21 protein-coding genes and 1 pseudogene are annotated in these 20,642 nt (G+C 47.4%); 8 read left to right on the forward strand and 14 right to left on the reverse strand.

What is annotated here, in order from left to right; all coding sequences use genetic code 11:
• Positions 1-84: 84 nt before the first annotated feature.
• The 4 genes from ACTRXI_RS14760 to ACTRXI_RS14775 all read right to left on the reverse strand — a co-directional run bounded on the left by ACTRXI_RS14760 (position 85) and on the right by ACTRXI_RS14775 (position 3,694).
• Positions 85-561 (reverse strand): S-ribosylhomocysteine lyase, encoded by a 477-nt coding sequence (locus ACTRXI_RS14760; RefSeq protein WP_474263747.1) that lies wholly within the window; start codon positions 559-561, stop codon positions 85-87.
• 120 nt (positions 562-681) lie between these two features.
• Positions 682-1,758, reverse strand: a complete 1,077-nt coding sequence (dctP, locus tag ACTRXI_RS14765) for a TRAP transporter substrate-binding protein DctP (protein WP_474263749.1) — start codon at positions 1,756-1,758, stop codon at positions 682-684.
• Positions 1,759-1,848: 90 nt separating this feature from the next.
• On the reverse strand, positions 1,849-3,123 hold the full coding sequence (locus ACTRXI_RS14770; protein ID WP_474263751.1) for a TRAP transporter large permease: 1,275 nt from the start codon (positions 3,121-3,123) through the stop codon (positions 1,849-1,851).
• A gap of 28 nt (positions 3,124-3,151) precedes the next feature.
• Positions 3,152-3,694, reverse strand: a complete 543-nt coding sequence (locus ACTRXI_RS14775; protein ID WP_474263753.1) for a TRAP transporter small permease — start codon at positions 3,692-3,694, stop codon at positions 3,152-3,154.
• A gap of 439 nt (positions 3,695-4,133) precedes the next feature.
• Between ACTRXI_RS14775 and ACTRXI_RS14780 the strand changes: the two genes are divergently transcribed.
• Positions 4,134-4,613: a divergent PAP2 family protein gene (locus ACTRXI_RS14780; RefSeq protein WP_474263756.1), complete on the forward strand. Its 480-nt coding sequence runs from the start codon at positions 4,134-4,136 to the stop codon at positions 4,611-4,613.
• 84 nt (positions 4,614-4,697) lie between these two features.
• Here ACTRXI_RS14780 and ACTRXI_RS14785 read toward each other — a convergent pair whose 3' ends face one another.
• Positions 4,698-5,900 (reverse strand): NAD(P)/FAD-dependent oxidoreductase, encoded by a 1,203-nt coding sequence (locus tag ACTRXI_RS14785; RefSeq protein ID WP_474263758.1) that lies wholly within the window; start codon positions 5,898-5,900, stop codon positions 4,698-4,700.
• Between the two features lie 387 nt (positions 5,901-6,287).
• Here ACTRXI_RS14785 and ACTRXI_RS14790 point away from each other — a divergent pair, with 387 nt between their 5' ends.
• Positions 6,288-7,277 carry an NAD(P)/FAD-dependent oxidoreductase gene (locus ACTRXI_RS14790; protein ID WP_474263760.1) on the forward strand — a complete coding sequence of 330 codons (990 nt, stop codon included), beginning with the start codon at positions 6,288-6,290 and terminating at the stop codon, positions 7,275-7,277.
• A gap of 35 nt (positions 7,278-7,312) precedes the next feature.
• On the opposite strand, the gene ACTRXI_RS14795 is transcribed toward ACTRXI_RS14790, so the two are convergent.
• Positions 7,313-7,783 carry a hypothetical protein gene (locus tag ACTRXI_RS14795; RefSeq protein WP_474263762.1) on the reverse strand — a complete coding sequence of 157 codons (471 nt, stop codon included), beginning with the start codon at positions 7,781-7,783 and terminating at the stop codon, positions 7,313-7,315.
• Positions 7,784-7,890: 107 nt separating this feature from the next.
• Positions 7,891-8,244, reverse strand: a complete 354-nt coding sequence (locus tag ACTRXI_RS14800) for a HesB/IscA family protein (RefSeq protein ID WP_022794136.1) — start codon at positions 8,242-8,244, stop codon at positions 7,891-7,893.
• A gap of 182 nt (positions 8,245-8,426) precedes the next feature.
• Between ACTRXI_RS14800 and ACTRXI_RS14805 the strand changes: the two genes are divergently transcribed.
• Complete coding sequence (locus ACTRXI_RS14805; RefSeq protein ID WP_474263810.1) at positions 8,427-10,052, forward strand: aryl-sulfate sulfotransferase; 1,626 nt, start codon at positions 8,427-8,429, stop codon at positions 10,050-10,052.
• Positions 10,053-10,269: 217 nt separating this feature from the next.
• Positions 10,270-11,367, forward strand: a complete 1,098-nt coding sequence (gene mqnE / locus ACTRXI_RS14810) for an aminofutalosine synthase MqnE (RefSeq protein ID WP_474263764.1) — start codon at positions 10,270-10,272, stop codon at positions 11,365-11,367.
• 36 nt (positions 11,368-11,403) lie between these two features.
• Here the strand turns inward: mqnE and dapF are convergent, their stop codons facing one another.
• From dapF to ACTRXI_RS14825, 3 genes are all read right to left on the reverse strand, one after another.
• Positions 11,404-12,261, reverse strand: coding sequence for a diaminopimelate epimerase (gene dapF, locus ACTRXI_RS14815; RefSeq protein ID WP_474263766.1), 858 nt, complete (start codon positions 12,259-12,261; stop codon positions 11,404-11,406).
• On the reverse strand, positions 12,258-12,512 hold the full coding sequence (locus tag ACTRXI_RS14820; protein WP_474263768.1) for a hypothetical protein: 255 nt from the start codon (positions 12,510-12,512) through the stop codon (positions 12,258-12,260). The genes dapF and ACTRXI_RS14820 overlap by 4 nt, the downstream gene beginning before the upstream one ends.
• A 64-nt stretch (positions 12,513-12,576) precedes the next feature.
• Positions 12,577-12,813 (reverse strand): YuzB family protein, encoded by a 237-nt coding sequence (locus ACTRXI_RS14825; protein WP_022794141.1) that lies wholly within the window; start codon positions 12,811-12,813, stop codon positions 12,577-12,579.
• Between the two features lie 251 nt (positions 12,814-13,064).
• Here ACTRXI_RS14825 and ACTRXI_RS14830 point away from each other — a divergent pair.
• The 3 genes and pseudogenes from ACTRXI_RS14830 to ACTRXI_RS14840 form a co-directional block, all read left to right on the forward strand.
• A pseudogene (locus tag ACTRXI_RS14830) lies at positions 13,065-13,184 on the forward strand (TetR/AcrR family transcriptional regulator); the annotation flags it as partial.
• A gap of 450 nt (positions 13,185-13,634) precedes the next feature.
• The gene (locus ACTRXI_RS14835) at positions 13,635-14,714 is read left to right on the forward strand and encodes an NAD(P)/FAD-dependent oxidoreductase (RefSeq protein ID WP_474263812.1); all 1,080 of its coding nucleotides are present in this window, start codon (positions 13,635-13,637) and stop codon (positions 14,712-14,714) included.
• 246 nt (positions 14,715-14,960) lie between these two features.
• Positions 14,961-16,430, forward strand: coding sequence for an alkaline phosphatase (locus ACTRXI_RS14840; RefSeq protein WP_474263770.1), 1,470 nt, complete (start codon positions 14,961-14,963; stop codon positions 16,428-16,430).
• A gap of 63 nt (positions 16,431-16,493) precedes the next feature.
• On the opposite strand, the gene ACTRXI_RS14845 is transcribed toward ACTRXI_RS14840, so the two are convergent.
• On the reverse strand, positions 16,494-16,820 hold the full coding sequence (locus ACTRXI_RS14845; protein WP_322526327.1) for a DUF1462 family protein: 327 nt from the start codon (positions 16,818-16,820) through the stop codon (positions 16,494-16,496).
• 183 nt (positions 16,821-17,003) lie between these two features.
• Between ACTRXI_RS14845 and ACTRXI_RS14850 the strand changes: the two genes are divergently transcribed.
• A complete protein-coding gene (locus ACTRXI_RS14850; protein ID WP_022793950.1) occupies positions 17,004-17,246 on the forward strand; it encodes a NifU family protein in 243 nt (80 codons plus the stop codon).
• Between the two features lie 69 nt (positions 17,247-17,315).
• Here the strand turns inward: ACTRXI_RS14850 and thrB are convergent, their stop codons facing one another.
• The 3 genes from thrB to ACTRXI_RS14865 are packed head-to-tail and all read right to left on the reverse strand — an operon-like array spanning position 17,316 to position 20,607.
• On the reverse strand, positions 17,316-18,245 hold the full coding sequence (thrB, locus tag ACTRXI_RS14855; protein ID WP_474263772.1) for a homoserine kinase: 930 nt from the start codon (positions 18,243-18,245) through the stop codon (positions 17,316-17,318).
• Positions 18,238-19,305 carry a threonine synthase gene (gene thrC / locus ACTRXI_RS14860; protein ID WP_474263774.1) on the reverse strand — a complete coding sequence of 356 codons (1,068 nt, stop codon included), beginning with the start codon at positions 19,303-19,305 and terminating at the stop codon, positions 18,238-18,240. The genes thrB and thrC overlap by 8 nt, the downstream gene beginning before the upstream one ends.
• The gene (locus ACTRXI_RS14865) at positions 19,306-20,607 is read right to left on the reverse strand and encodes a homoserine dehydrogenase (RefSeq protein WP_474263776.1); all 1,302 of its coding nucleotides are present in this window, start codon (positions 20,605-20,607) and stop codon (positions 19,306-19,308) included.
• Positions 20,608-20,642 lie beyond the last annotated feature (35 nt).

The following is a 20,642-nucleotide window of genomic DNA, read 5'->3' on the forward strand; positions in this document are numbered from 1 at the left end:
GAAGCTTTTTTACATACTGATATTTACAAACACTGCAAACTAATAAAAGCATCCTTCCGGGTGTTCCGGAAGGATGCTTAATAATTATGATTCAAATACGCGTTCGAGTGAAGCTTTGTCCTGGTTGAGCCAGTTGCGGAATACCTGCTTGGCGCCTTCAAGATCATGAAGCTTCGCCTGGCCGCACTGCAGTTCAGTTGCTGCAGGCACTTCGGTAACTTCTACTCCGTCTTTCATCGTCGTCTCAAGAATATCGATGATCTCACTTACCGCCGGCTCCCCATTCATAATCAGATAAAAGCCTGTCTGACATCCCATTGGCGACAGATCAATAACTTCAAAATGGTCGTAGTCTTCAGCATATTCGCGAATATTTAAAGCAAGCAAATGCTCCATCGTATGAATCGTCGGTGGCTCAAGGTTATCTTCGTTCGGCTGGCAGAAACGAATATCAAATTTAGTGACGATACCGTCGCTTCCAACCTTCTGCACGCCTGCCTGACGGACGTACGGAGCAACTACCTTCGTATGATCGAGTTCAAAGCTTTCTACTTTTGCCATATTGTTACGTTCACTCCTTTATTATTTTCTTCTTTCCATTGTATCTTTTCCCGTCCGTGATTCCAAATTAAACAATTGCGGACAAAAAACCCCGAGCAGATGTCGGGGTTTAAAAGTATACTATTCGACTGATTCACCGGTGATTTCTTCAATTTCGCCTTCAAGCGTCGTCAGAATTTCTTCTGCGTCACCGCCGACTTCCTCTACATAGTAATCACGCATCGGCATAGTCACTTCCCGGAATTCAGCACGCTGGTCTTCACTCAGTTCCACCTGTTCAATATCGGATTCACTGGTCATGGTCTCACGGGCCTGCTCGTTCTGCTCAACCTGTTCGTCATACACCCAGTCCTGCATTTCCGTTATTGTTTCGTCAAATGTTTCTTTCAGATCATCCGGAAGCTCATTATAGAACTGCGGGTTCACTGTCGTCATTGCTACATAAGAGTTTTGATTGGAAATCATCAAGTGACTCTGTACTTCGTCGTAGGATGAAGCTTCGATGAAGAACAATGGATTCTCCTGTCCGTCCACTGTACCGTTATCAAGGGAAGTATAAAGCTCCCCGGCACTCAGAACCTGCGGATCCGCACCGTATTCACGGTATGTCTGCTGAAGCAGCGGGGAGTTCTGGGTTCTCATTTGGAAGCCGTTGAAATCATCCGGGGACTCAATGGCCTTGTTCCCGGTCCACTGCATCGCTCCTTCACTCCAGAAGGAAAGCGGCATAATGTCCTCTTCTTCATATCTGGCAGCTAACGTATCATTTAGTGCTTCACTTTCATTCAACACCTGCTGCACGTCTTCCTGATCATTTGGAAGCAAAAACTGAAGCGAGAAAACCTGGCCTTCCTCTACCATCGTTCCAGTAAATCCAGGGGAGACCACAGCCATTTCAACCGCTCCCTGCTGGAGCTGCTCCACCTGGTCAACTTCACTGCCGAGGCCGCCGAACTCCACCGGCTCGATTGTCACCTGGCCGTCTGTCTTTTCATCCATACGGCTCGCGAATTCCTGCGCATACTCATACTGCACCTGGCCTTCGTTTTCCTCTGTCACAAAGGTCCATTCATATGTTTCTTCACCGTCGCCGCCACCGCCGCTTTCCTCACCGCCACCGCCGCCACCGCAGGCTGCGAGTACTGCTGCGGTAGAGAGCGTTGTCCCCATCAACAAACCAAGCTTTTTCTTTTTCATGTATAAATTCCCCCTTTTGAGTAGTAACACGAATGATACAGCTGTCGGAGAGACGGCCATCCGCAACCACCTTCCTCATCCAGCCCCCCGTTAATTATCAGGAAGTAAAAACGTTGAAATAGGCTCAAACGAAATCAATAGAACTGCTATAATCAGCATCATTACAATAAATGGAGGTGTCCCGCGGATCGTATCGAGATACGACCGGTTAAATACCGCGCTCGCCGTGAATATATCCACGCCAAATGGCGGAGTTGCAGAGCCAAGCGCTGCCTGGAAGGTAATAACCACCCCTAGATGGACCGGATCCACCCCTGCCTGGATCGCTGCTGGATAGAAAATCGGAGTCAATATCAGAATAACTACAATTGGATCCACAAACATACAGCCGATAAAGAAGAAAATGGATACAATAATCAAAACATAAATTGGCCCCGGGTCTCCTCCAAGAAAAGTATCTGTAATCATTTGAGGGATACGGGCAAACTGAATGACCCATGCAAATACCTGACCGCCGGCTACGAGCATAAAAACAGCTGACGTTACGAGTCCTGAAGATAAAGCAATACTGAACATCTGCTTCAGCTTTACTGTACGGTAAACAATAACTTCCAATACAAAGGCATACACGACAGCCATTGCTGCTGCTTCTGTCGGTGTGAAAAGCCCGGAGTAAATCCCCCCAATAATAATGACTGGAAATAATAAAGGGAAGATTGCATCAAAGGTCATTTTCCCGCGCTCTTTCCACGGAATTTTAGCTGCGAGCGGAATGCTGTAAATTTTTGCGTGTATGTAAGCATAAAGAGTAAAAAAGACAAATACGAGAAGGCCCGGGCCAATACCCGCAATGAACATATCTCCCAGGGAAGTACCGGAGATTAAGGAATACATAATCATCCCTATACTCGGTGGTATGAGGAGCGCGACATCGCTTGCATTAATAATAAAAGCAATAGCTGTGGAGTCTTTGTACCCTACTTTTAAAAGCCTCTGTCTCATCGGCCCGCCGATCGCTACCACCGTAGCCTGCGTAGATCCGGAAATCGAACCGAAGATAGTACAGGCAGCAGCTGTTGTAATTGCATAACCGCCCCGCAGGTGGCCGACGAAAGCGCCAATAAAATCAAGCAGCCTCTTTGATGTGTGGCCCTGGGACATAATGTCCGCTGCAAAGATAAACATGGGAACCGCTAAAAGCACGTAGCTTGATATCCCTTCAAGCATCTGCTGCAGCATGATGAACGGATCAACGGCATCAAAGAAAAACAGCACTATCACCAGCGGAGCCAAAATTAATGGAACCATCATAGGGAAACCGAGTGCTAAAAAGATGACCATTATCGCAAGTAATGTAAAAAGCATAATTGGTTCCTCTCATTCTCCGAATATTTTATAGTTGGTTGGATTCTTTCGCTTCTTTTTCTGTATCGTAGTCTTTTCGTTCCGCTGCGATATATACATCTTTATTTTTCACATTTACCCAGAAGTTCCGTAAAAACTGAATACCTCCGAGCAAAAAGCCAATGGGTGCCCAAACAACCATCCACACATAGGAAATCCGGAGATAGTTGGTGACCCTGTTCTGCGAGGAGAGCACGTAATCATAGGAATAATATGCCAGGGTAAACAGAACAAAAGCTGTAACGAGCGGAATAATGAGCGCCAGTGTTTTTCGGAACTTATACGGTACATTATCAAACAATGCCGTCATGCTGATATGCCTGCCCTGCCTGGCCACATAGCCGAGACCGAGAAACGTGGCCATGTAAATCGCAATCTGGCTGATTTCTTCTGCGAATGCCCACCCGCCGAGACCGAGGTTCCTGCTGATGGTGTTACCTGCCACCATTACCGTTATTGTAATGATCGCAAGCGACAGGACTGTCTCTTCAGTGCGTTTGAGACCTAAGTCAAGCCATTTCAATATTTTCAATTTTCAAACACCCATTTCTGCATCTTTTTCAATTTTTAAAAAATATTTGCCGCAATTTGAGCTGGATGAAGACCTGACATTCTGTTGGAATATGTAGGTATGGAATTTTTTTATAATAAGTTAGTGTAAGTATACTTAACATATACAATTGTTGCAAATGGTTTAGGTATATTTTATCTCTTTCATCCTTTATATACTAGCACCTAATCCCCAGTAATTCGTGCTGACGCCTGCTTTAGACCCGAGATCCTCCGTAGCAGCGATTTTTCTGGGTTGAATTTACTTTTTAGTTTATTTATCTTTTCCTGCTTTCTTCGAGCAATGGCACGACGAACCTGATACCATGTGATAAAATATGGTTGCCTGTACTTATATTTATCATAATGTGGGCTGTTCCTTATCCTTACTAACTGCCAAAATTCAGAAAGGACGTTCGTGAATGGAATTACTGCAGAACTTCCCACTCTTAGTGGCATTATCTTCTATTTTATTAGCACAGGCGATTAAAATACCTCTCGGTTTCATTGCCGCCAAAACCTGGGACGCTTCCCTCATCACAAGCACCGGCGGCATGCCAAGCTCCCACTCCGCAGCGGTCACTTCTCTTTCTACAGCTATCGGTATTGAGCGGGGCTTTGATTCAAGTCTTTTTGCCATCTGCATCGTTTTCGGCGTTATTGTAATGTTTGATGCTACCGGCGTCCGGAGGCACGCGGGCTATCATGCCACCGTTTTGAATCAGCTGGTTAATGACTTCAACCGCCTCGTGACCGAAGCCCGGTCCTGGCAGCAGAAACGCGAGCCCGAAAAACGCCAGGAGCTGAAGGAACTTCTTGGCCATCAGCCGATTGAAGTTATTTTCGGTGCTATTTTCGGTGTGGGTATAACGTTTGCGGCTCATGCTATTTTCATTGTGTGATCAATTCTTAGTTTGTATAGCTTCTCATGCGAAAGAAGCCCCCGGCATAGTTTGCCGGGGGCTTCTTATTTTCCTGTATTCCTTTTAGAACGGGCTCTGTCCTTTGCGGAGCAGGAAGCCAAAGCCGCCGAGAACCCATAGTGCACGGTTTTCGATCACTTTTTTCATAAAGTAAGCAGGACGGCCGTAAAGCTTTTTCGAACCTACGACGCCAATCGCCTCTTTTCCACCGAGAGAAGCCACTGTACCTTTGATATCAGCTACAAATGCTTCTGTCGGACGTCCTTCCATCAATGCTTTGATATTGTCGGCAGCTGTTTCGCCCTGCTGGAGAGCGATTTGAGCTGTCGGCGGGAACGGACGGTCGATTTCTGTATTGATGATCAGAGAACAGTCACCGATAATGAATTCGCGTTCATGACCGGGAGCACGCAGATCGTCATCAACTTTCACACGGGCACGGTTGTTTTCAAAACCGGACTCCTCGATAAGCGGATTGCCGCGGACACCAGTTGCCCAGATTACTGTCGATGTTTTCACGGATTCACCAGTATTCAACTCTACACTGTTTTCCGTTACTGCTTTGATCGGTGAATCCAGTTTGAATTCCACTCCGCGGTTTTCGAGTAGATTCATGGCATATTCCACAAGCTCCGGATCGAAGCCTGGAAGTGCTGTTGGCATCGCTTCGATAACGTACATTTTCACTTTATTGCGCGGTACATCGTACTCTTTACAAAGCTTAGGTACACGCTCACTCAGCTCGCCCATGAATTCCATACCGGTAAAACCAGCGCCTGCTACAACAAACGTCAGGTCTTCTTCTTTTGCTTCGTCGCTGTGATAACGGGCAAACATATACTCAATGCGGTCTTTCATCTGGCGGGCGCCGTCCACCGTCCAGCGGTGATAGGAGTTTTCATAAACGCCTTCGATGCCGAATGTTTCAGAAATAGCCCCAACGCCTACGATAATGTAGTCGTACTGCAGTTCGCCGCCGGAAGCAAGCGTTACTTTCTTTTCTTCTGTAACAACTTTTGTAGCTTCGTCCTGTACAAAGTTAATTTTATTTAAATCAAGAATTTTACTGACTTTAATACGGGTGCGGTCATGGTGAAGCGTTCCTGCAGCCGGCTCGTGCAGCCAGGTTGTCTGATAGTGATAATCGTGCCTGCTGACCAGCGTAATGTTTGCATTGTCTGTTCCTACTTCTTTTGCAAGCTTTGAAGCGGAAACGAGACCAGCATAGCCAGCGCCTAAAATAACAATATTTGTTTTTCCTGCCATGTCAATCACTTCCATCTTTTAGATTTTTGTTAAAAGCAGCCCATGTATGTGATTTATTTCACGTACATAACTATATCAAACCGACTTTTCTTTAATAAAAAAGAAAAGTTCGCTTCGTTTTCTGCTTTTAACGCGTTGCTTTTTGTAAAAAAATAGACACAAACCCCGTATTTAATATTATGGGTTTTGCTATAATATTTCAACCTTTTTCCCGATTTTCACCTTTTTTCATCCCTTCTTCCTAAACGCAGCAGGGAAATACCCTTGGCACTGATTTTGCTTATGTTACAATGTAACTCTTGAAACAATTTCTCAATTGGTTTCTATTTTTCTCAATCAGTATTATAATGGATTGAAATTTGAAAAGATTCTTGGAGGTGTACCTTAGTGGTATTAGAGTCAGATATATATGATGTGACCATTATTGGCGGCGGCCCTACCGGTTTGTTTACCGCATTTTACGGAGGAATGCGCCAGGCTAAAGTTAAAATTATTGAAAGTATGCCACAACTCGGGGGACAGCTTGCTGCCCTCTACCCCGAAAAGTTTATATATGATGTGGCAGGGTTTCCGAAAGTCCGTGCCCAGGAGCTTGTGGATAATTTAATTGAACAGATGAACCCGTTCAATCCGGAAGTAGTGCTTGAACAAAGCGTAGAAAATGTTATCCGCAACGAAGATGATCTTATCGAGCTCCACACGGATAAAGGAGTCCATTACACCCGCACTATTATTATCACCGCCGGTGTAGGCGCCTTTCAGCCAAGGAAGCTTCAAATCGACGGAATGGAACCATACGAAGATTCGAATCTTCATTATTTTGTTAACGATCTTCAGGCGTTTGCCGGTGAAAAAGTAACAATTCTAGGCGGCGGCGACTCGGCTGTTGACTGGGCAAACATGCTTGATCCGATTGCAGATGTCACTCTTGCCCACCGCCGGGATAAATTCCGTGCCCACGAGCACAGTGTCGAACAGCTTAACCAGTCGAATGTGGATATTCTCACACCGTTTCAGGTTAAAGATGTTATCGGAGATGGCGAACGTATTCAGCAGGTCGTTTTCGAAGAAGTGAAAGGCTCCGATGAGCAGATCGTCGACGTTGATTCCCTGATCGTCAACTACGGCTTCGTTTCTTCACTGGGCCCTATTAAAGAATGGGGACTTGATATTCATAAAAATTCCATCATTGTAAACACGAAAATGGAAACGAATATTCCGGGCGTATACGCAGCAGGAGACGTTACTTCCTACGACGGCAAAGTAAAATTAATTGCTACCGGCTTCGGAGAAGCTCCTACAGCCGTCAACAATGCGATGAATTATATTAATCCAAAGGCAAAAGTCCAGCCAGGACACAGCTCCCATATGTTTTAATAAAAAAACGATCCCGAATACGGATCGTTTTTTTGCTATTCAAAGCTGATCTCTTCGCCGGTTTCTTCCTCCACCGTGTCGGCAAAGCTGCTCTCCTCCTCTTCCATCCGCTCAAGCACCGGGTTGATGTTTTCTCCAATCGACTGCTGCAAATCCTCGGTGCTCATTAACTCTTCAGCAATAAACACATATTGGTTTGCATAAGAAACGTGCGCGTCATACACTGCCTGCATGTCTTCGCCCTCCGGCACGCTGATTGCTTCGACGTTATCATAGGCTGTTACAAAAATATCTTCCTGCATGCTTTGCAATTCTTCGGCTGCCCCTTCTTCTTCATTTTCTACAGCGTTCACGGCTTCTGTAAGCTGCGTGTCCAGCTCGTGAATTTCTGTGGCACTTTCGTCCACTTTGTCTATGTACTGCTGTTCTTCGTCTGATAAGCTGCTTCCACAGCCTGTCAGCATAAGTATTCCAAGCGTTCCTGTAAAGATTGTTCGTTTTTTCATAACTGACTCCCCTATTTTCACATTTTACAAATTATGCCTGTATGTGACCAGTAAAACACAAAAAAAGCAGCTGTGCACTGACAGCCGCTTTTTCTAAAGCTATTTTTCTAGCATTTCTCCGGTGTACCTTCTTTGGTTGCGGTCTTGAACGATGCGCCGCAGCCGCAGGAAGCGATGGCGTTCGGATTGTCGATCGTGAAGCCGCCGCCCATCATGTTTTCCTTGAAATCGATGTTTACGCCGTCCAGGACAGGAGCACTCTCACTGTCTACAACGATTGGAACACCTTTGATTTCAAGCACCTGGTCAGTTTCTTCTACTATAGAATCAAAACCCATGCCGTAGGATAGGCCGGTGCATCCGCCGCCTTTTACACCTACACGCATATATAGTGAACTGTCGCCTTCTTCTTCAATCATGTCGAGCACACGCTGTGCTGCTGCATCCGATAATACTAACATTAGTGTTTCCTCCTTTGTGTATCTGAGGCTCATTTATATTATAGACCCTTATCCTCCGTTCTTCAAATATTCCTCTTTTGTTTTTTCTGGCGGACGTTTTTATGGGCAAATACTTTCATTTTGCTTATACTTGTGAGAAAGTTCTAAAAAATTTAAAGTATGGAGGAGTTTTTTTGAAAATAATGACTTTTCTGATCCTCGCCCTTGCCGTCGGATGGATCATTATTGCAGAAAATACTAACCAGACCATTTCTTTTTCAATTTTCCAAAGTGCCTCCACCACGAGCAGCGAGGCCAGTTTAATCGAAGAACAGGAGGAAATGGAAAAGGAGTGGCAGCAGGAATATATCGACGGAAACCATACGTTTAACAATCCAATGATTATCCAGGACCCTTACGGAGAGGCTCCACTTACTGCTTTGACGAAATTCCGTACAGAAAGTCCCAGCCGTATCACCGTAACGGTTGCCAGCCGTGGCGGGGCCCAGGACATTACACATACATACCCTGCCTTTAACCAGGAGCATGACGTGCCTGTTCTCGGACTTTACCCTGGTACGGACAACGAAGTTACTATAGAAGCCGAAGACCGTCAGGGAAACATTCAGGAGCAGACCGTTTCCATAGAAACTAATGATACTCCTGCTTTCGCTCATGACAGAGAGGTAATAGAAAGCTCTCCAGCGGAGATGGAACCCGGTCTTACTTTTTTAACTCCTGGTAAATCCAAAGCTTATGGAGTGGATGAGCTGGGAGATATCCGCTGGTATTCTTCCCGGACCGGGGGTTTTGTGTTTAAACGGCTCTCCAATGGAAATATGCTGTTCGGGGCCTCGCAGTCTGAGGATAACCGCAATGAGTATCTTTTTGAAACGGATATGCTTGGAAAGATTCAGCATCAGTACAAAATTAATCTGCCCAGCTACGAGGACACTAACGTCATTCACCACGACGCCATCGAATTGCCAAATAACAACCTTTTAGTTACCGTGCACGACAACAGCAATTCTTACGAAGAAGATACTATGGTGGAAATCGACCGATCTACCGGCGAAACGATGGAAACGCTTGATTTGAAAGACATTTTTCCTTCTGAAGCGTACGAAGAATATTCCGGCCCGAACGAAAGCGATGGTGACTGGATGCATCAAAACGCTATCTGGTACGATAAAGATAACAAAAGCATTCTCGTATCCGGACGTCATCAGGACGCCGTCATGAGCCTGACTTACCCGGATATGGAAATTAACTGGATTCTTGCTGCCCCGGAGGGCTGGGATGCAGATATGTCCGAAAAAGTACTCGAGCCAGAAAACGGCAATATTAAATATCCCGGCGCCCAGCACGCTCCGATGATTCTTCCGGACCAGGATGACAATCCGGACACTAAGGATGTCCTCCTGTTTGATAACAACAGGGTAGTCACCCGCGGCGATGAATCCATCAGTCAGGATTTCAGCCAGGGCATTCAGTACCGTATCAATGAAGCGGAAGGCACCGTGGAGACCGTTTGGAGCTACGGTGAGGAACGCGGAAAAGATTTTTTCTCCAATGTGGTCGGCGATGCTGATTATTTGTACGAAACCGAAAACCGCCTGCTCACCTCCGGCTATCAGAAGGTGGAGGAAGGCTATCAGGCCACTGTGGTTGAAACTGCCGGCACCACAGATGAAGTAGTCTACGAACTCGAGCTTTCCGGCATCGAGGAAGGAGACGGCCGGGTTGTTTACCGTGCCGAGAGGCTGCCTCTCTATCCGGAGACATGGAATTACTCTTTGGCCTCCCCTGCGGACACTTCTTCCGAATGAAGAACTGCTTTGGGCGTTGTTACTTTCCTTCCGGAATACCACGATGTATAATAAGAAACTGAGCCCCGGAAATTCTTGTTAGCTTGATGTCTTTCCCTGGCAGCATACCTTTTATATACCTATACAGCAGATAAGGTTTTGCACGGCGGTACGGAAGCTGCCTGCAGAACCGCTGAACTTTACAGTATTTCTTGTACATCGGAAAGGAAGGATTAATATGGCGATCACCTTGAATCGCGACGCCGACATGCAGCGCATTGCCGACAAAGTCCGAGAAGGAGAACGGTTATCCATTGAAGACGGCCTCTATCTCTATGAAACAGCAGATCTGTTAACCGTGGCCCAGTTGGCAAATGAGGTGAACGAAAGAAAAAACGGGGATAACGTTTATTTTATCGAAAATATGTACATCAACCCGACCAACGTATGCGAAGCGAGCTGCTCGTTTTGCGGATTCAAGCGCAAACCCGGCGAAGAAAACGCGTATACAATGCATGAAGAAGAACTGCTTGAATACGTGGAAAAACGCTGGAATGACAACATCCGGGAATTTCACATCGTTGGCGGTCACAACACGGACGTGCCGTTTGAGTATTATTTAAACACCGTCCGCGTGTTGAAAAAGCATTACCCACAGGCGAAGGTTAAAGCCTACACAGGAGCCGAAATCGAATTCTTTGCCCGTCACGCAGGGATCAGCATGCGCGAAGTCCTCATAGAGCTGCAAAAGGCAGGACTCGATACGCTTCCAGGCGGCGGCGCTGAAATTCTTACAGAGAATTACCGTGCGAAAATGAGTCCGGACAAGGCGACGACGTTTGAATGGCTAGAAGCTCACGAGCTCGCTCACGACCTTGGCATGCGTACGCACGCCACAATGCTGTACGGGTCGATTGAATCGAAGGAGGAACGGCTCATTCATATGGACCGCGTCCGTGCCCTGCAGGACAAAACCAATGGCTTCATGGTCTTTATCCCGCTCGCCATGCAGCCTCGCAAGCTCGATGCCGGCCTGCACCAGCGCACCTCCGCATTTGATGATCTGCGAACCATAGCAATTTCACGGCTGATGCTTGATAACTTTGATCACATCAAAGCGTACTGGATTAATATCGGCGCCCAGCTGACCCAGATGGCACTCACATTTGGCTCCGACGATATTCACGGCACACTGATCGAGGAACGAATTTCTCATTCTGTCGGCGCGCTGACATCCCAGGGGATTACCCGGAAGGAATTGATCCACCTAATTAAAACAGCCGGAAAAACCCCTGTGGAACGGGATACCTTCTATAACATTGTTAAATCCTATTAGACGTAAAAAGAGAGCGGGCGCCCGCTCTCTTTTTGTTTATATTGATGCCCTTCTTGTTTCATAGTCACCTGTACAGATAACCTCAGCATTTCCCGTCATCAGTATATTTCCTGATGACTGCCACGTAATATACAGATCACCTCCGGGAAGATGCACAGTAACCTCTTTGTCTTTTTCACTCTTACCAGCTGCCACTGCAGCTGCCACGGCTGCACAGGCACCTGTTCCGCATGCCTGGGTAATACCGGAACCTCGCTCCCACACTCTAAAATCCATCACATCACTGCGGCGCATATGCACGAACTCAATGTTTGCCCCTTCCGGAAAGGCTTCGTGTGCTTCAAGCTCCGCTCCGGCAGTTTCCACGGGTGCCTGCTCTGTGTCATCCACAAAAATGACTCCGTGCGGGTTGCCCATGGATACAGGCATCAGCTGCCACGACCGGCCTGCAGCTTCAAGGGACAGCTCTCCCTCTCCGGACTCTTTGACGGGAACCTGGGCCCAGTCAAATTCCGGAGCTCCCATATCGACGGTTACCAGGCTGACGGTCTGACCGGTATTGTCCGGATGAACGGTCGCTTTCATCGTTCCTCCAAGCGTTTCGATCGTAAAACGCTCTTTGTTAACGTAACCATGCTCGTAAGCATACTTAGCTGTGCAGCGCAGCCCGTTCCCGCAGTTTTTCGCCTCCGATCCATCAGCATTAAACACCTGCATTTTCACGTCTTCATGCGTCGACGGCCCAATCAAAATCAGCCCATCTGAACCTATCCCTTTATTTTTATCGGCTACCTGCCGGGCAAGCCTTGGAAGCTCGTGCTCTTCAAGCGTTTCTTCAAATACGTCGACATAAATGTAGCTGTTGCCAAGCCCGTGCATTTTTGTAAATCTCATGACCTTCTCTCCCTTCGTCTCAGCGGATCTGTCGTCCATAAGTAATCTTCATCTGCAAATACAATATGCATACGTGTATGGCAGCACGGCATATTGATATATGTTTTTATTTCCTCTTTTGCCCATTCTAAATCTTTTACTTTCATCGCTGTTAATATATTTCTGGTTCCGCAGTACGGGCATTCATTAATATAAATATCTTCACCTATTTTGTCATATGGCCATGTATTTTCAAAAGGAATAATATCCATTTTTTCCCCCTCTTTAAACGTTGAGAAAAAAGCGCCTTTCCTTCTGCAGAAAGACGCTTTTGCATTAAAACATTGGGTTTTCTTCAAGATGAGTATAAATATTGGCAAGAAGGTCTTTTTCATCTTCCCCTTCTACCGGCTCCCCGTTCACAAGTGCGTACATATTCATAGAGCAACGGCCGCAGTAGCCTAAGCATATATCTTCAATAACATCCAGATTCGGATCTTTTTCAAGTTCTTCCATTGCCCCGTGAGAGCCGTTCGCCAAATTACTCATGCAAAACTCAATAATTGGCCTCACCTTTCATCACCTCTTCCCGGGTTATACGAGTTTATATTAGTCGTCTGCGGCCGCTGCGTCAACCAATTCGTTTGAATATCCCGTTCACAAAATTGTTTGATATTTTTAAAATTGGTTGCCAAAGCAGCTGTACCTCTCTATAATCAAAATTGACCGCAGTCATTTTTAATGACTGCACGACCGAATCGTTCTCTCTCTATTGTAACTTTTTTATTTTTGCAAATGCTTTCAGCTGCGCAGAGGGGGATTCTATGAAACGAACGGAAAAACGAGAGCAGACACGTTCCCGCATTCTGCAGGCTGCCGTGCATTTATTTCAGGAAAAGGGCTTTGAACAGACGACTGTGCAGGAAATTACGGCTTCAGCCGAAGTCGCCAAAGGGACTTTTTTCAATTACTACCCTACAAAAGAGTCGATCATGCGTGCACTCGCAGAGGACCGGCTGCTCAGAGTGCAGGAATACATGCAGACGTATAAAATTCAGCGCATGACACTTCCTTCCCGTATTCGTGCCTATGCCGGGTATTTCCTGGGGGACTTTCACCTGAATCCTTCCCTCACCAGGCACATCTGGCGGCATGTGGTCGAGCATGACAGTGCTTTGCTTCGCACGTGGGAACAGCTCCTTGAGAGCGGTGTCCGCCAGCAGGAAATAGACCCTTCCATTTCTTCGAATCGATGGGCACATATCATTAACAGCTATTTTTACTATCAGCTATCCATCGGAGCTGAAACCGATCGTGAAGAACTACTTCATCATTTTATGCAGCTGGTCCACGCGGGCATAGACAGCATGCTACTCAAAGGGGGACAAGAAACAATGGAAAAAATTATCGTATTAGGTGGAGGCTACGGCGGGATGCGCTTTCTTCAGCGCGTGCTCGGCAGCGACCTCCCCCAGGATGTTGACATTACATTAGTAGACAAACTTCCGTACCATTGTATGAAAACGGAATACTACGCACTCGCTGCCGGAACAGAATCTGACCACGAGGTGCGCGTTCCGTTCCCGGATCATTCCCGTTTAAAAATTCATTTTGGCACGATCGACCATATCGATATGGAAAATCAGATGGTGATCATGTCCGATTCTTCCTCGCTTCCATACGACAAGCTCGTTGCCGGGCTTGGCTCGGTCGACAACTTTCACGGGGTTCCCGGAGCAGAAGAGCACTCCTACAGCATTCAAAGCATGGAAGCAACACGCCGCACATACGAAGCTATCAGTAACCTTCCGCCAAAAGCAGCAGTCAGCATTGTAGGCGCGGGCCTAAGCGGCGTAGAACTGGCCAGTGAACTGCGGGAGAGCCGCTCAGATCTTCACATACGCCTGTTCGACCGCGGGGAAACCATTCTTCCAATGTTTCCGAAGCGGCTCAGCAACTATGTGCAGAACTGGTTTGAAAAGCATGATGTCGAAGTCATCAGTAATTCCGATATCACCACCGTGACAGCGGAAGGCCTGTACAACCATGAAGACTGGATCCAGTCCGAAGCGATTATTTGGACTGCAGGCATCCAGCCCAACAAAATCATTCGCGAGCTTAATACGGAAAAAGACCGGAAGGGGCGCATCATTTTAACCCCCCACCATCATCTGACAAACGATGAAAATATTTTTATCGTCGGGGACTGTGCCAGCCTGCCTCACGCTCCAAGTGCCCAGCTTGCCGAGGGCCAGGCAGAACAGATCGCCACGATTATGAAAAAACGATGGAAGAACGAACCGCTTCCGGAAACGATGCCTGAGATCAAGCTTAAAGGTACTCTCGGATCGTTAGGCAAAAAGCACGGCTTCGGAGTGATGGGCGGCACTGCTAAAGCAGCAGTTACCGGCCGCGTTGCCCGTCTGTTAAAAAGCGGTGTGCTCTGGATGTACAAAAACCATTCCGGCGTATAATAAAAAAATAATTTCATGTTTCACAAGAAAGGATCTGCCCCGTGATGCAGATCCTTTTTTATGTCAGCAGACAGCCATTGATTTCTACTAATTAAATTATCATATATAATATGAAAAATTTAGAAAATTAAAAGTATATTTGGCTGAAATAGATATAACGCTGTTGACGGTTTCTTCGGACCCATTTATTATTAACTAAAATTTCAAAAAATATCAAAAGTTATGAATTATCATGGGAGGGTCAGCATGTATTTTTCAAAAAAGTTAACTGTCGGGGTTCTCGCAGGAATGGTTATCAGCTCAGGAAGCCTTCTTCACGCAAATGGCTCAGCAAATGATAACGCCAATGACAACGGAGCTGAAAACAGCAGTAAAAATGCTAAGGACGACGTCCCGGAAAATGTCATCGTAATGGTGGGAGATGGCATGGGCATGGGTCAGATGGAGATTGCTTCCATGCTTGAATACGGCAAGGAAGGCGAACTGTTCATGGAGTCTCTTGAACATACTGGTATGACCAGCACCTACTCCGCCGATAACAACGTAACTGATTCAGCCGCGGCCGGCACCGCCATCGCTACCGGTACGAAAACAAATAACGGAGGCATCGGAGTCGATGAAGACGGCAATGAAGTAGACAGCATTCTGGATCAGTATCAGGACGACGGTAAAAAAGTCGGCGTTATTTCCAATAATACGGTCACAGATGCCACTCCGGCAGCGTTTACCGCAAGCGTAGCTGACCGCGGCAGCGAAGAAGACATTGCCGAACAGCAGTACGAAGAAGAATATGATGTTCTGCTTGGAGGCGGTGGTGAATTTTTCGGAGCTGACGAGGAAGAAAGCGAAGACAGGCTCGTGGATGATTTCCAGGAAAGCGGCTATGAGTATGCGACTACCGAAGAAGAACTGGAGGAAGCCGGGACTCCGGACAAGCTCCTTGGGCTGTTTAATGATTCGTACATGAACTATAAAACCGATAAAGACGATGTCGACAGCGAAGAGCCTTCCCTGCAGGCTATGACTGAGTCCGGGCTGGACGTGCTTTCACAGGATGATGACGGATTCTTTATGATGGTTGAAGGCGCCCGCATCGACCATGCGGCTCATGCGGCTGACGCTACCGGCGTATGGCAGGAAATGATCGAATTTGATCAGACGGTCGAACAGGTCGTTACCTGGGCAGAAGACCGGGATGATACGCTCGTTGTTGTGCTTTCCGACCATGAAACACTTGGCATGTCTGCAACAGAAACTATGGATGTGGAAGGTCTGAAAGATATTGAAGTTTCCCCTGAGTATATGGCCCAGCAGCTTGAAACCCGGGAAGACTCTGATGAATACACAGATGAAAGCATTCAGCAGGTATTTTCGGAATACGCAGATATTGATATAACTAATGAAGAATTAGAAGCCTTCCGTGCGAATATTGAAGACGATGAGGGAGAGGTCTACCCTGAATATCAGGTGGGCTGGGAAATTGGTTCCATTATTGCTGATCACTACAGTGTAGGCTCGCTTGATACCGAAATACGCGCGGAGAGTGACACCGGCGGACACACCGGGGAAATGGTTCCCGTCTTTGCTGCCGGCGCCGGCAGTGAGCACTTCACCGGCTATATGGACAATACCGACATTAAAGGGCTTATCGAGGAGGCTTCTGCCGAACAGACCAGTAATGGCAAGGAAAACGGCCGCGGAAACGGTGACAGCTAAACAGCGATGGATGTGACAGCAGTTGAAAAAGCCGGACGAAGCGTTAACTTTCGTCCGGTCTTTTTATTCCTTTGATTCTTCTGTCGTTCCCGGGGCCGGCGCTTTCGTCTTATCAATTTCCCTGTAGACAGCTTTGAGTCGTGGGTTTCCTTCTGCCACTACTGTTCCGTTCACTGTTACGAGCGGATAAAAATATTCTTCCTGCCGGACTTTTTCCGCCACAGCATCAGAAGCCGAGCCCGGATCTTCAATATCAATATGTTCTACATTGGGTGGATTTTCCGGATACTTTCGCTGCACTGCAGCTTCGAGCCACTCTGCCGTTTCCCGGCTTGAGGGAAGATTCACGCAGCTCGGACACTTTTTTTCCGCTCCATAAACTTTTATCATGATCACACACCAGCCCCTTTTTCTATATCATACTATATCTTTGTTTTCTTCACTATTTCTCCTGCCCGGTTGATAATGATTGTCAAACAGCATTTGTTCATAGTAGAATGCATATATACGTGATGACATTTGAACATAACAGCCCTACGGTTTATAATAAAAGTATTGAAAGGAGAGATCAACATGCCACAAACGACAGAAGATATGCATGCACAGGTTCAGGAGGTTCTTGAAAAGCTCCGTCCCTTCCTGCTTCGCGATGGAGGCGACGTAGAACTTGTAGATATTGAAGACGGCATCGTTATGGTCCGCCTAATGGGAGCATGCGGCTCATGCCCTTCCTCTACAATTACACTGAAAGCCGGTATCGAACGCGCTCTTTTAGAAGAAGTGCCGGGAGTTAAAGAACTCGAGCAGGTATTTTAATAGACTGTAACCGCAAAAAGCTCAGGGCATTTAACGCCCTGAGCTTTTTTATATGCTTTCATTTCCATTTCAAACCGAGCTTGATACCCCGGCCGGCTGATTAACATAGTGTATGCTTGAACCAAAGGGAGCCGGCTTGGCTGTTTCGACCCGAAAGTCTGGATAGTCTTCCTGGATCGCCTGTTTCACTTCTTCCCCTCTGCCACTCGGAACGAAGCAGAGAATAGTCGGGCCAGCGCCGCTTAATGCTGCTCCGTAGGCCCCGTACTGGCGAATGCCGCTGAGCATTTCCTCCAGACCAGGCACCATATCTGCGCGGTACGGATGGTGAAAGACGTCCCGGACCATCATTTCACCGGCCATTTTCCAATCTTCTTTTAAAATAGCTGCCACCAGCACGTTACTTACTGCGCTTCCGTGAATAGCTGTGGCGTAAGGAAGTTCAGAAGGAAGCGCTCCTCTCGCTTTTTTAGTCAGAAGTTCACTGTCCGGGATGGCAAGGACAAGGTCCACATCCGGTACACCGCAGTGCATCACGTGTGTTTTTTCCTCTCCGTAGGCACCGACGATCAGGCCGCCATACAGCGATGGGCCAACGTTGTCAGGATGTCCTTCCCAACCGCTTGCAAACTGCATCTTTTCTTCCTTCGACCGGTGCAGTCCGGCCATTTCGTCTGCCAGTTCGATACCGGCAATAATTGCCGAAGCACTGCTCCCGAGTCCTCTTGCGAGCGGGATATCACTTACCATTTCCACGCGGCAGGGGGACAGTTCCACATCGTATTCAGCGGCGTAAGCTGTTGCCGCCTGATAAACAAGATTATTTTCTTTGTTTGGCAGGCTGCTGAGCTCGGACGATTTCGAGAAAAATTCCCACTCCTCCGCCCGGTCGATGTAAAGCGTAAGATAGCGGTTGACTGCTAACCCTACAGAATCAAACCCTGGTCCTAAATTCGCTGAACTGGCCGGCACAGTGATCGACAATCTTTTATCAGCCACGAACGACTCCTCCCTTGATATGCTCCATAAATGCTTCTTCATTATTTGGAATAACCGTTGGTTTCACCGTCACTTTATCAATCGCTGTACTCGGGTCTTTTAGTCCGTTTCCGGTAAGGACGCAGACAACCGAAGAACCTTTTTTGATTTTTCCGCTATCGATCTGTTTTTTAAGTCCCGCCAGAGAAGCACAGGAAGCCGGCTCTGCAAAAACGCCTTCTGTTCTGGCAAGCAGCTGATAAGCTTCAACAATCTCATCGTCTGTTACCATATCAATTCGGCCGTCTGATTCTTCTGTCACCCGGATAGCTTTATCCCAGCTTGCCGGATTACCAATACGTATAGCCGTAGCGATCGTTTCCGGATCTTTGACGACTTCGCCGCGTACAATGGCAGCTGCCCCTTCTGCTTCAAAGCCAAGCATGTTTGGCAGGCCGGTCTGGTGCTGCTCATGGTACTCTTTAAACCCTTTCCAGTAAGCCGTGATGTTTCCGGCATTGCCTACCGGGATACAGAGGGCATCCGGTGCTTTTCCGAGCGCTTCACAAACTTCATACGCAGCAGTTTTCTGGCCTTCAATACGATAAGGGTTCACAGAGTTCACGAGAGTGATTGGCTCTTTTTCACTGATACTCCGGACGATTTCGAGCGCGTTATCGAAGTTGCCCTGGATTTCAAACACTTCGGCTCCGTACATAACGGCCTGGGCCAGCTTCCCGAGCGCAATTTTCCCTTCCGGAATGACAACGATCGTGCGGAGGCCTGCTCTCGTACCATAAGCAGCCGCCGCGGCAGAGGTGTTTCCTGTAGAAGCACAGATAATAGCTTTACTTCCCTCTTCCTTCGCTTTCGCTACCGCCATCACCATTCCCCGGTCTTTAAACGAGCCCGTCGGATTGGTGCCTTCTGTCTTCACGTGAATGTTCACGCCCCACTCTTCCGACAGTCGTTCAAGTGGTATTAACGGGGTATTACCTTCATTCAGGGAAAGCGCCGGCGTATTTTCCGTTACTGGTAAAAAATCTTTATACTGCTTTAAAAGTCCCTGCCAAGCACTCATTTAGCTTCCTCCCTCTACACGGTAGCTGCTTTTAATATCTATTACAACACCAAGACTGTTTAACGCCGTTTGAAGCCGTTTGTATACATCGAGTGATGTTGTATGCGTAATAATGACAATTTCTGCGGTGTTCACCATACCTTCTACCGGCCATTGAACGAGACGTTCAAAGCTTACATCCTCTTCAGCGAAAATCGAGGTGAGAGCTGCGAAGGTGCCGGTGGCGTCTTTCACGTGCAGGCGGAGAAAGTATTTCGAAAATACTTCATTATCCGGCTTAATATGCTTTTCATTCAACGGTTCACCGACATGATGGCCGCTGACGCCGAGACGCATATTGCGTACAGAAGTGACAAGATCCGAAACTACTGCTGTCGCAGTTGGAAGCGCTCCGGCTCCCGGGCCGTAAAACATTGTTTCTCCTACCGCTTCACCGTAAATATACACAGCGTTGTATTCGTTCTGCACCGATGAAAGCGGGTGGTCATTTGGCAGCATCATTGGCTGCACTGCAAGCTCCACCTTCCCATTTTTCCGTTCAGCCAGGCCGATCAGCTTTAACGTATAGCCCATCTGCCGGCAGTAGGCGAGATCATCTGTTGTAATGGACGTAATGCCTTCAACGGTAACGTCTGAAAGCTCCACGTTCATGGAAAAGCCGAGGTTCGCCAGAATAGCTACTTTTCTGGCAGCATCAAGACCTTCAACATCTGCGGTAGGATCGCTTTCTGCAAATCCGAGCTCCTGCGCTTCAAGCAGGACTTCCTGGTAAGGACGGTCGTCCTGGCTCATTTTCGTCAGCACATAGTTGGTCGTTCCGTTCACGATGCCCATCATTTTTGTGATCCGGTCGGAGGCAAGCCCTTCCGTAAGGCCCCGCAGTACCGGAATTCCTCCGGCTACGCTCGCTTCATAAAACAAATCACAGTGATTGTCTGCTGCGATTTTTAACAGCTCTGCCCCGTGGAGGGCCATCAAGTCTTTATTCGCAGTAACAACGCTTTTGCCCTGCTGCAATGCCTGGGTAATATACTTTCTTGCCTGGTCCACACTCCCCATCACTTCAACAACCGTGTGGATCTCAGGGTCGCCGAGCACGTCATCTGCCTCCAGCGTCAGCTGGTCTTCCCGCAAACTCACCTGACCAGTCCTCGGTTTTTCCAAATCACGTACCAGGGCTTTTTTTAAAAACACATCAGCACCCACCTGGTGCTGAAGCTCTTGTTTATGCTCTTCAAGCAGCTGAGCCACACCGGCTCCAACCGTTCCAAATCCAAGCATACCTACGGCAATTTTTTCCATTCCTGCTACACTCCTAACTCCCTCTAAAACCTTTA

The organism is Marinococcus sp. LNHM4E3-1 (assembly GCF_056034405.1).

Bases quoted from the DNA above. Each gene is read 5' to 3' on its own strand.
- ACTRXI_RS14760 (WP_474263747.1), bottom strand. From the start codon at position 561: ATGGCAAAAGTAGAAAGCTTTGAACTCGATCATACGAAGGTAGTTGCT.
- dctP (WP_474263749.1), bottom strand. From the start codon at position 1,758: ATGAAAAAGAAAAAGCTTGGTTTGTTGATGGGGACAACGCTCTCTACC.
- ACTRXI_RS14770 (WP_474263751.1), bottom strand. From the start codon at position 3,123: ATGCTTTTTACATTACTTGCGATAATGGTCATCTTTTTAGCACTCGGT.
- ACTRXI_RS14780 (WP_474263756.1), top strand. From the start codon at position 4,134: ATGGAATTACTGCAGAACTTCCCACTCTTAGTGGCATTATCTTCTATT.
- ACTRXI_RS14785 (WP_474263758.1), bottom strand. From the start codon at position 5,900: ATGGCAGGAAAAACAAATATTGTTATTTTAGGCGCTGGCTATGCTGGT.
- ACTRXI_RS14795 (WP_474263762.1), bottom strand. From the start codon at position 7,783: ATGAAAAAACGAACAATCTTTACAGGAACGCTTGGAATACTTATGCTG.
- ACTRXI_RS14800 (WP_022794136.1), bottom strand. From the start codon at position 8,244: ATGTTAGTATTATCGGATGCAGCAGCACAGCGTGTGCTCGACATGATT.
- ACTRXI_RS14805 (WP_474263810.1), top strand. From the start codon at position 8,427: ATGACTTTTCTGATCCTCGCCCTTGCCGTCGGATGGATCATTATTGCA.
- mqnE (WP_474263764.1), top strand. From the start codon at position 10,270: ATGGCGATCACCTTGAATCGCGACGCCGACATGCAGCGCATTGCCGAC.
- dapF (WP_474263766.1), bottom strand. From the start codon at position 12,261: ATGAGATTTACAAAAATGCACGGGCTTGGCAACAGCTACATTTATGTC.
- ACTRXI_RS14820 (WP_474263768.1), bottom strand. From the start codon at position 12,512: ATGGATATTATTCCTTTTGAAAATACATGGCCATATGACAAAATAGGT.
- ACTRXI_RS14835 (WP_474263812.1), top strand. From the start codon at position 13,635: ATGGAAAAAATTATCGTATTAGGTGGAGGCTACGGCGGGATGCGCTTT.
- ACTRXI_RS14840 (WP_474263770.1), top strand. From the start codon at position 14,961: ATGTATTTTTCAAAAAAGTTAACTGTCGGGGTTCTCGCAGGAATGGTT.
- ACTRXI_RS14845 (WP_322526327.1), bottom strand. From the start codon at position 16,820: ATGATAAAAGTTTATGGAGCGGAAAAAAAGTGTCCGAGCTGCGTGAAT.
- ACTRXI_RS14850 (WP_022793950.1), top strand. From the start codon at position 17,004: ATGCCACAAACGACAGAAGATATGCATGCACAGGTTCAGGAGGTTCTT.
- thrC (WP_474263774.1), bottom strand. From the start codon at position 19,305: ATGAGTGCTTGGCAGGGACTTTTAAAGCAGTATAAAGATTTTTTACCA.
- ACTRXI_RS14865 (WP_474263776.1), bottom strand. From the start codon at position 20,607: ATGGAAAAAATTGCCGTAGGTATGCTTGGATTTGGAACGGTTGGAGCC.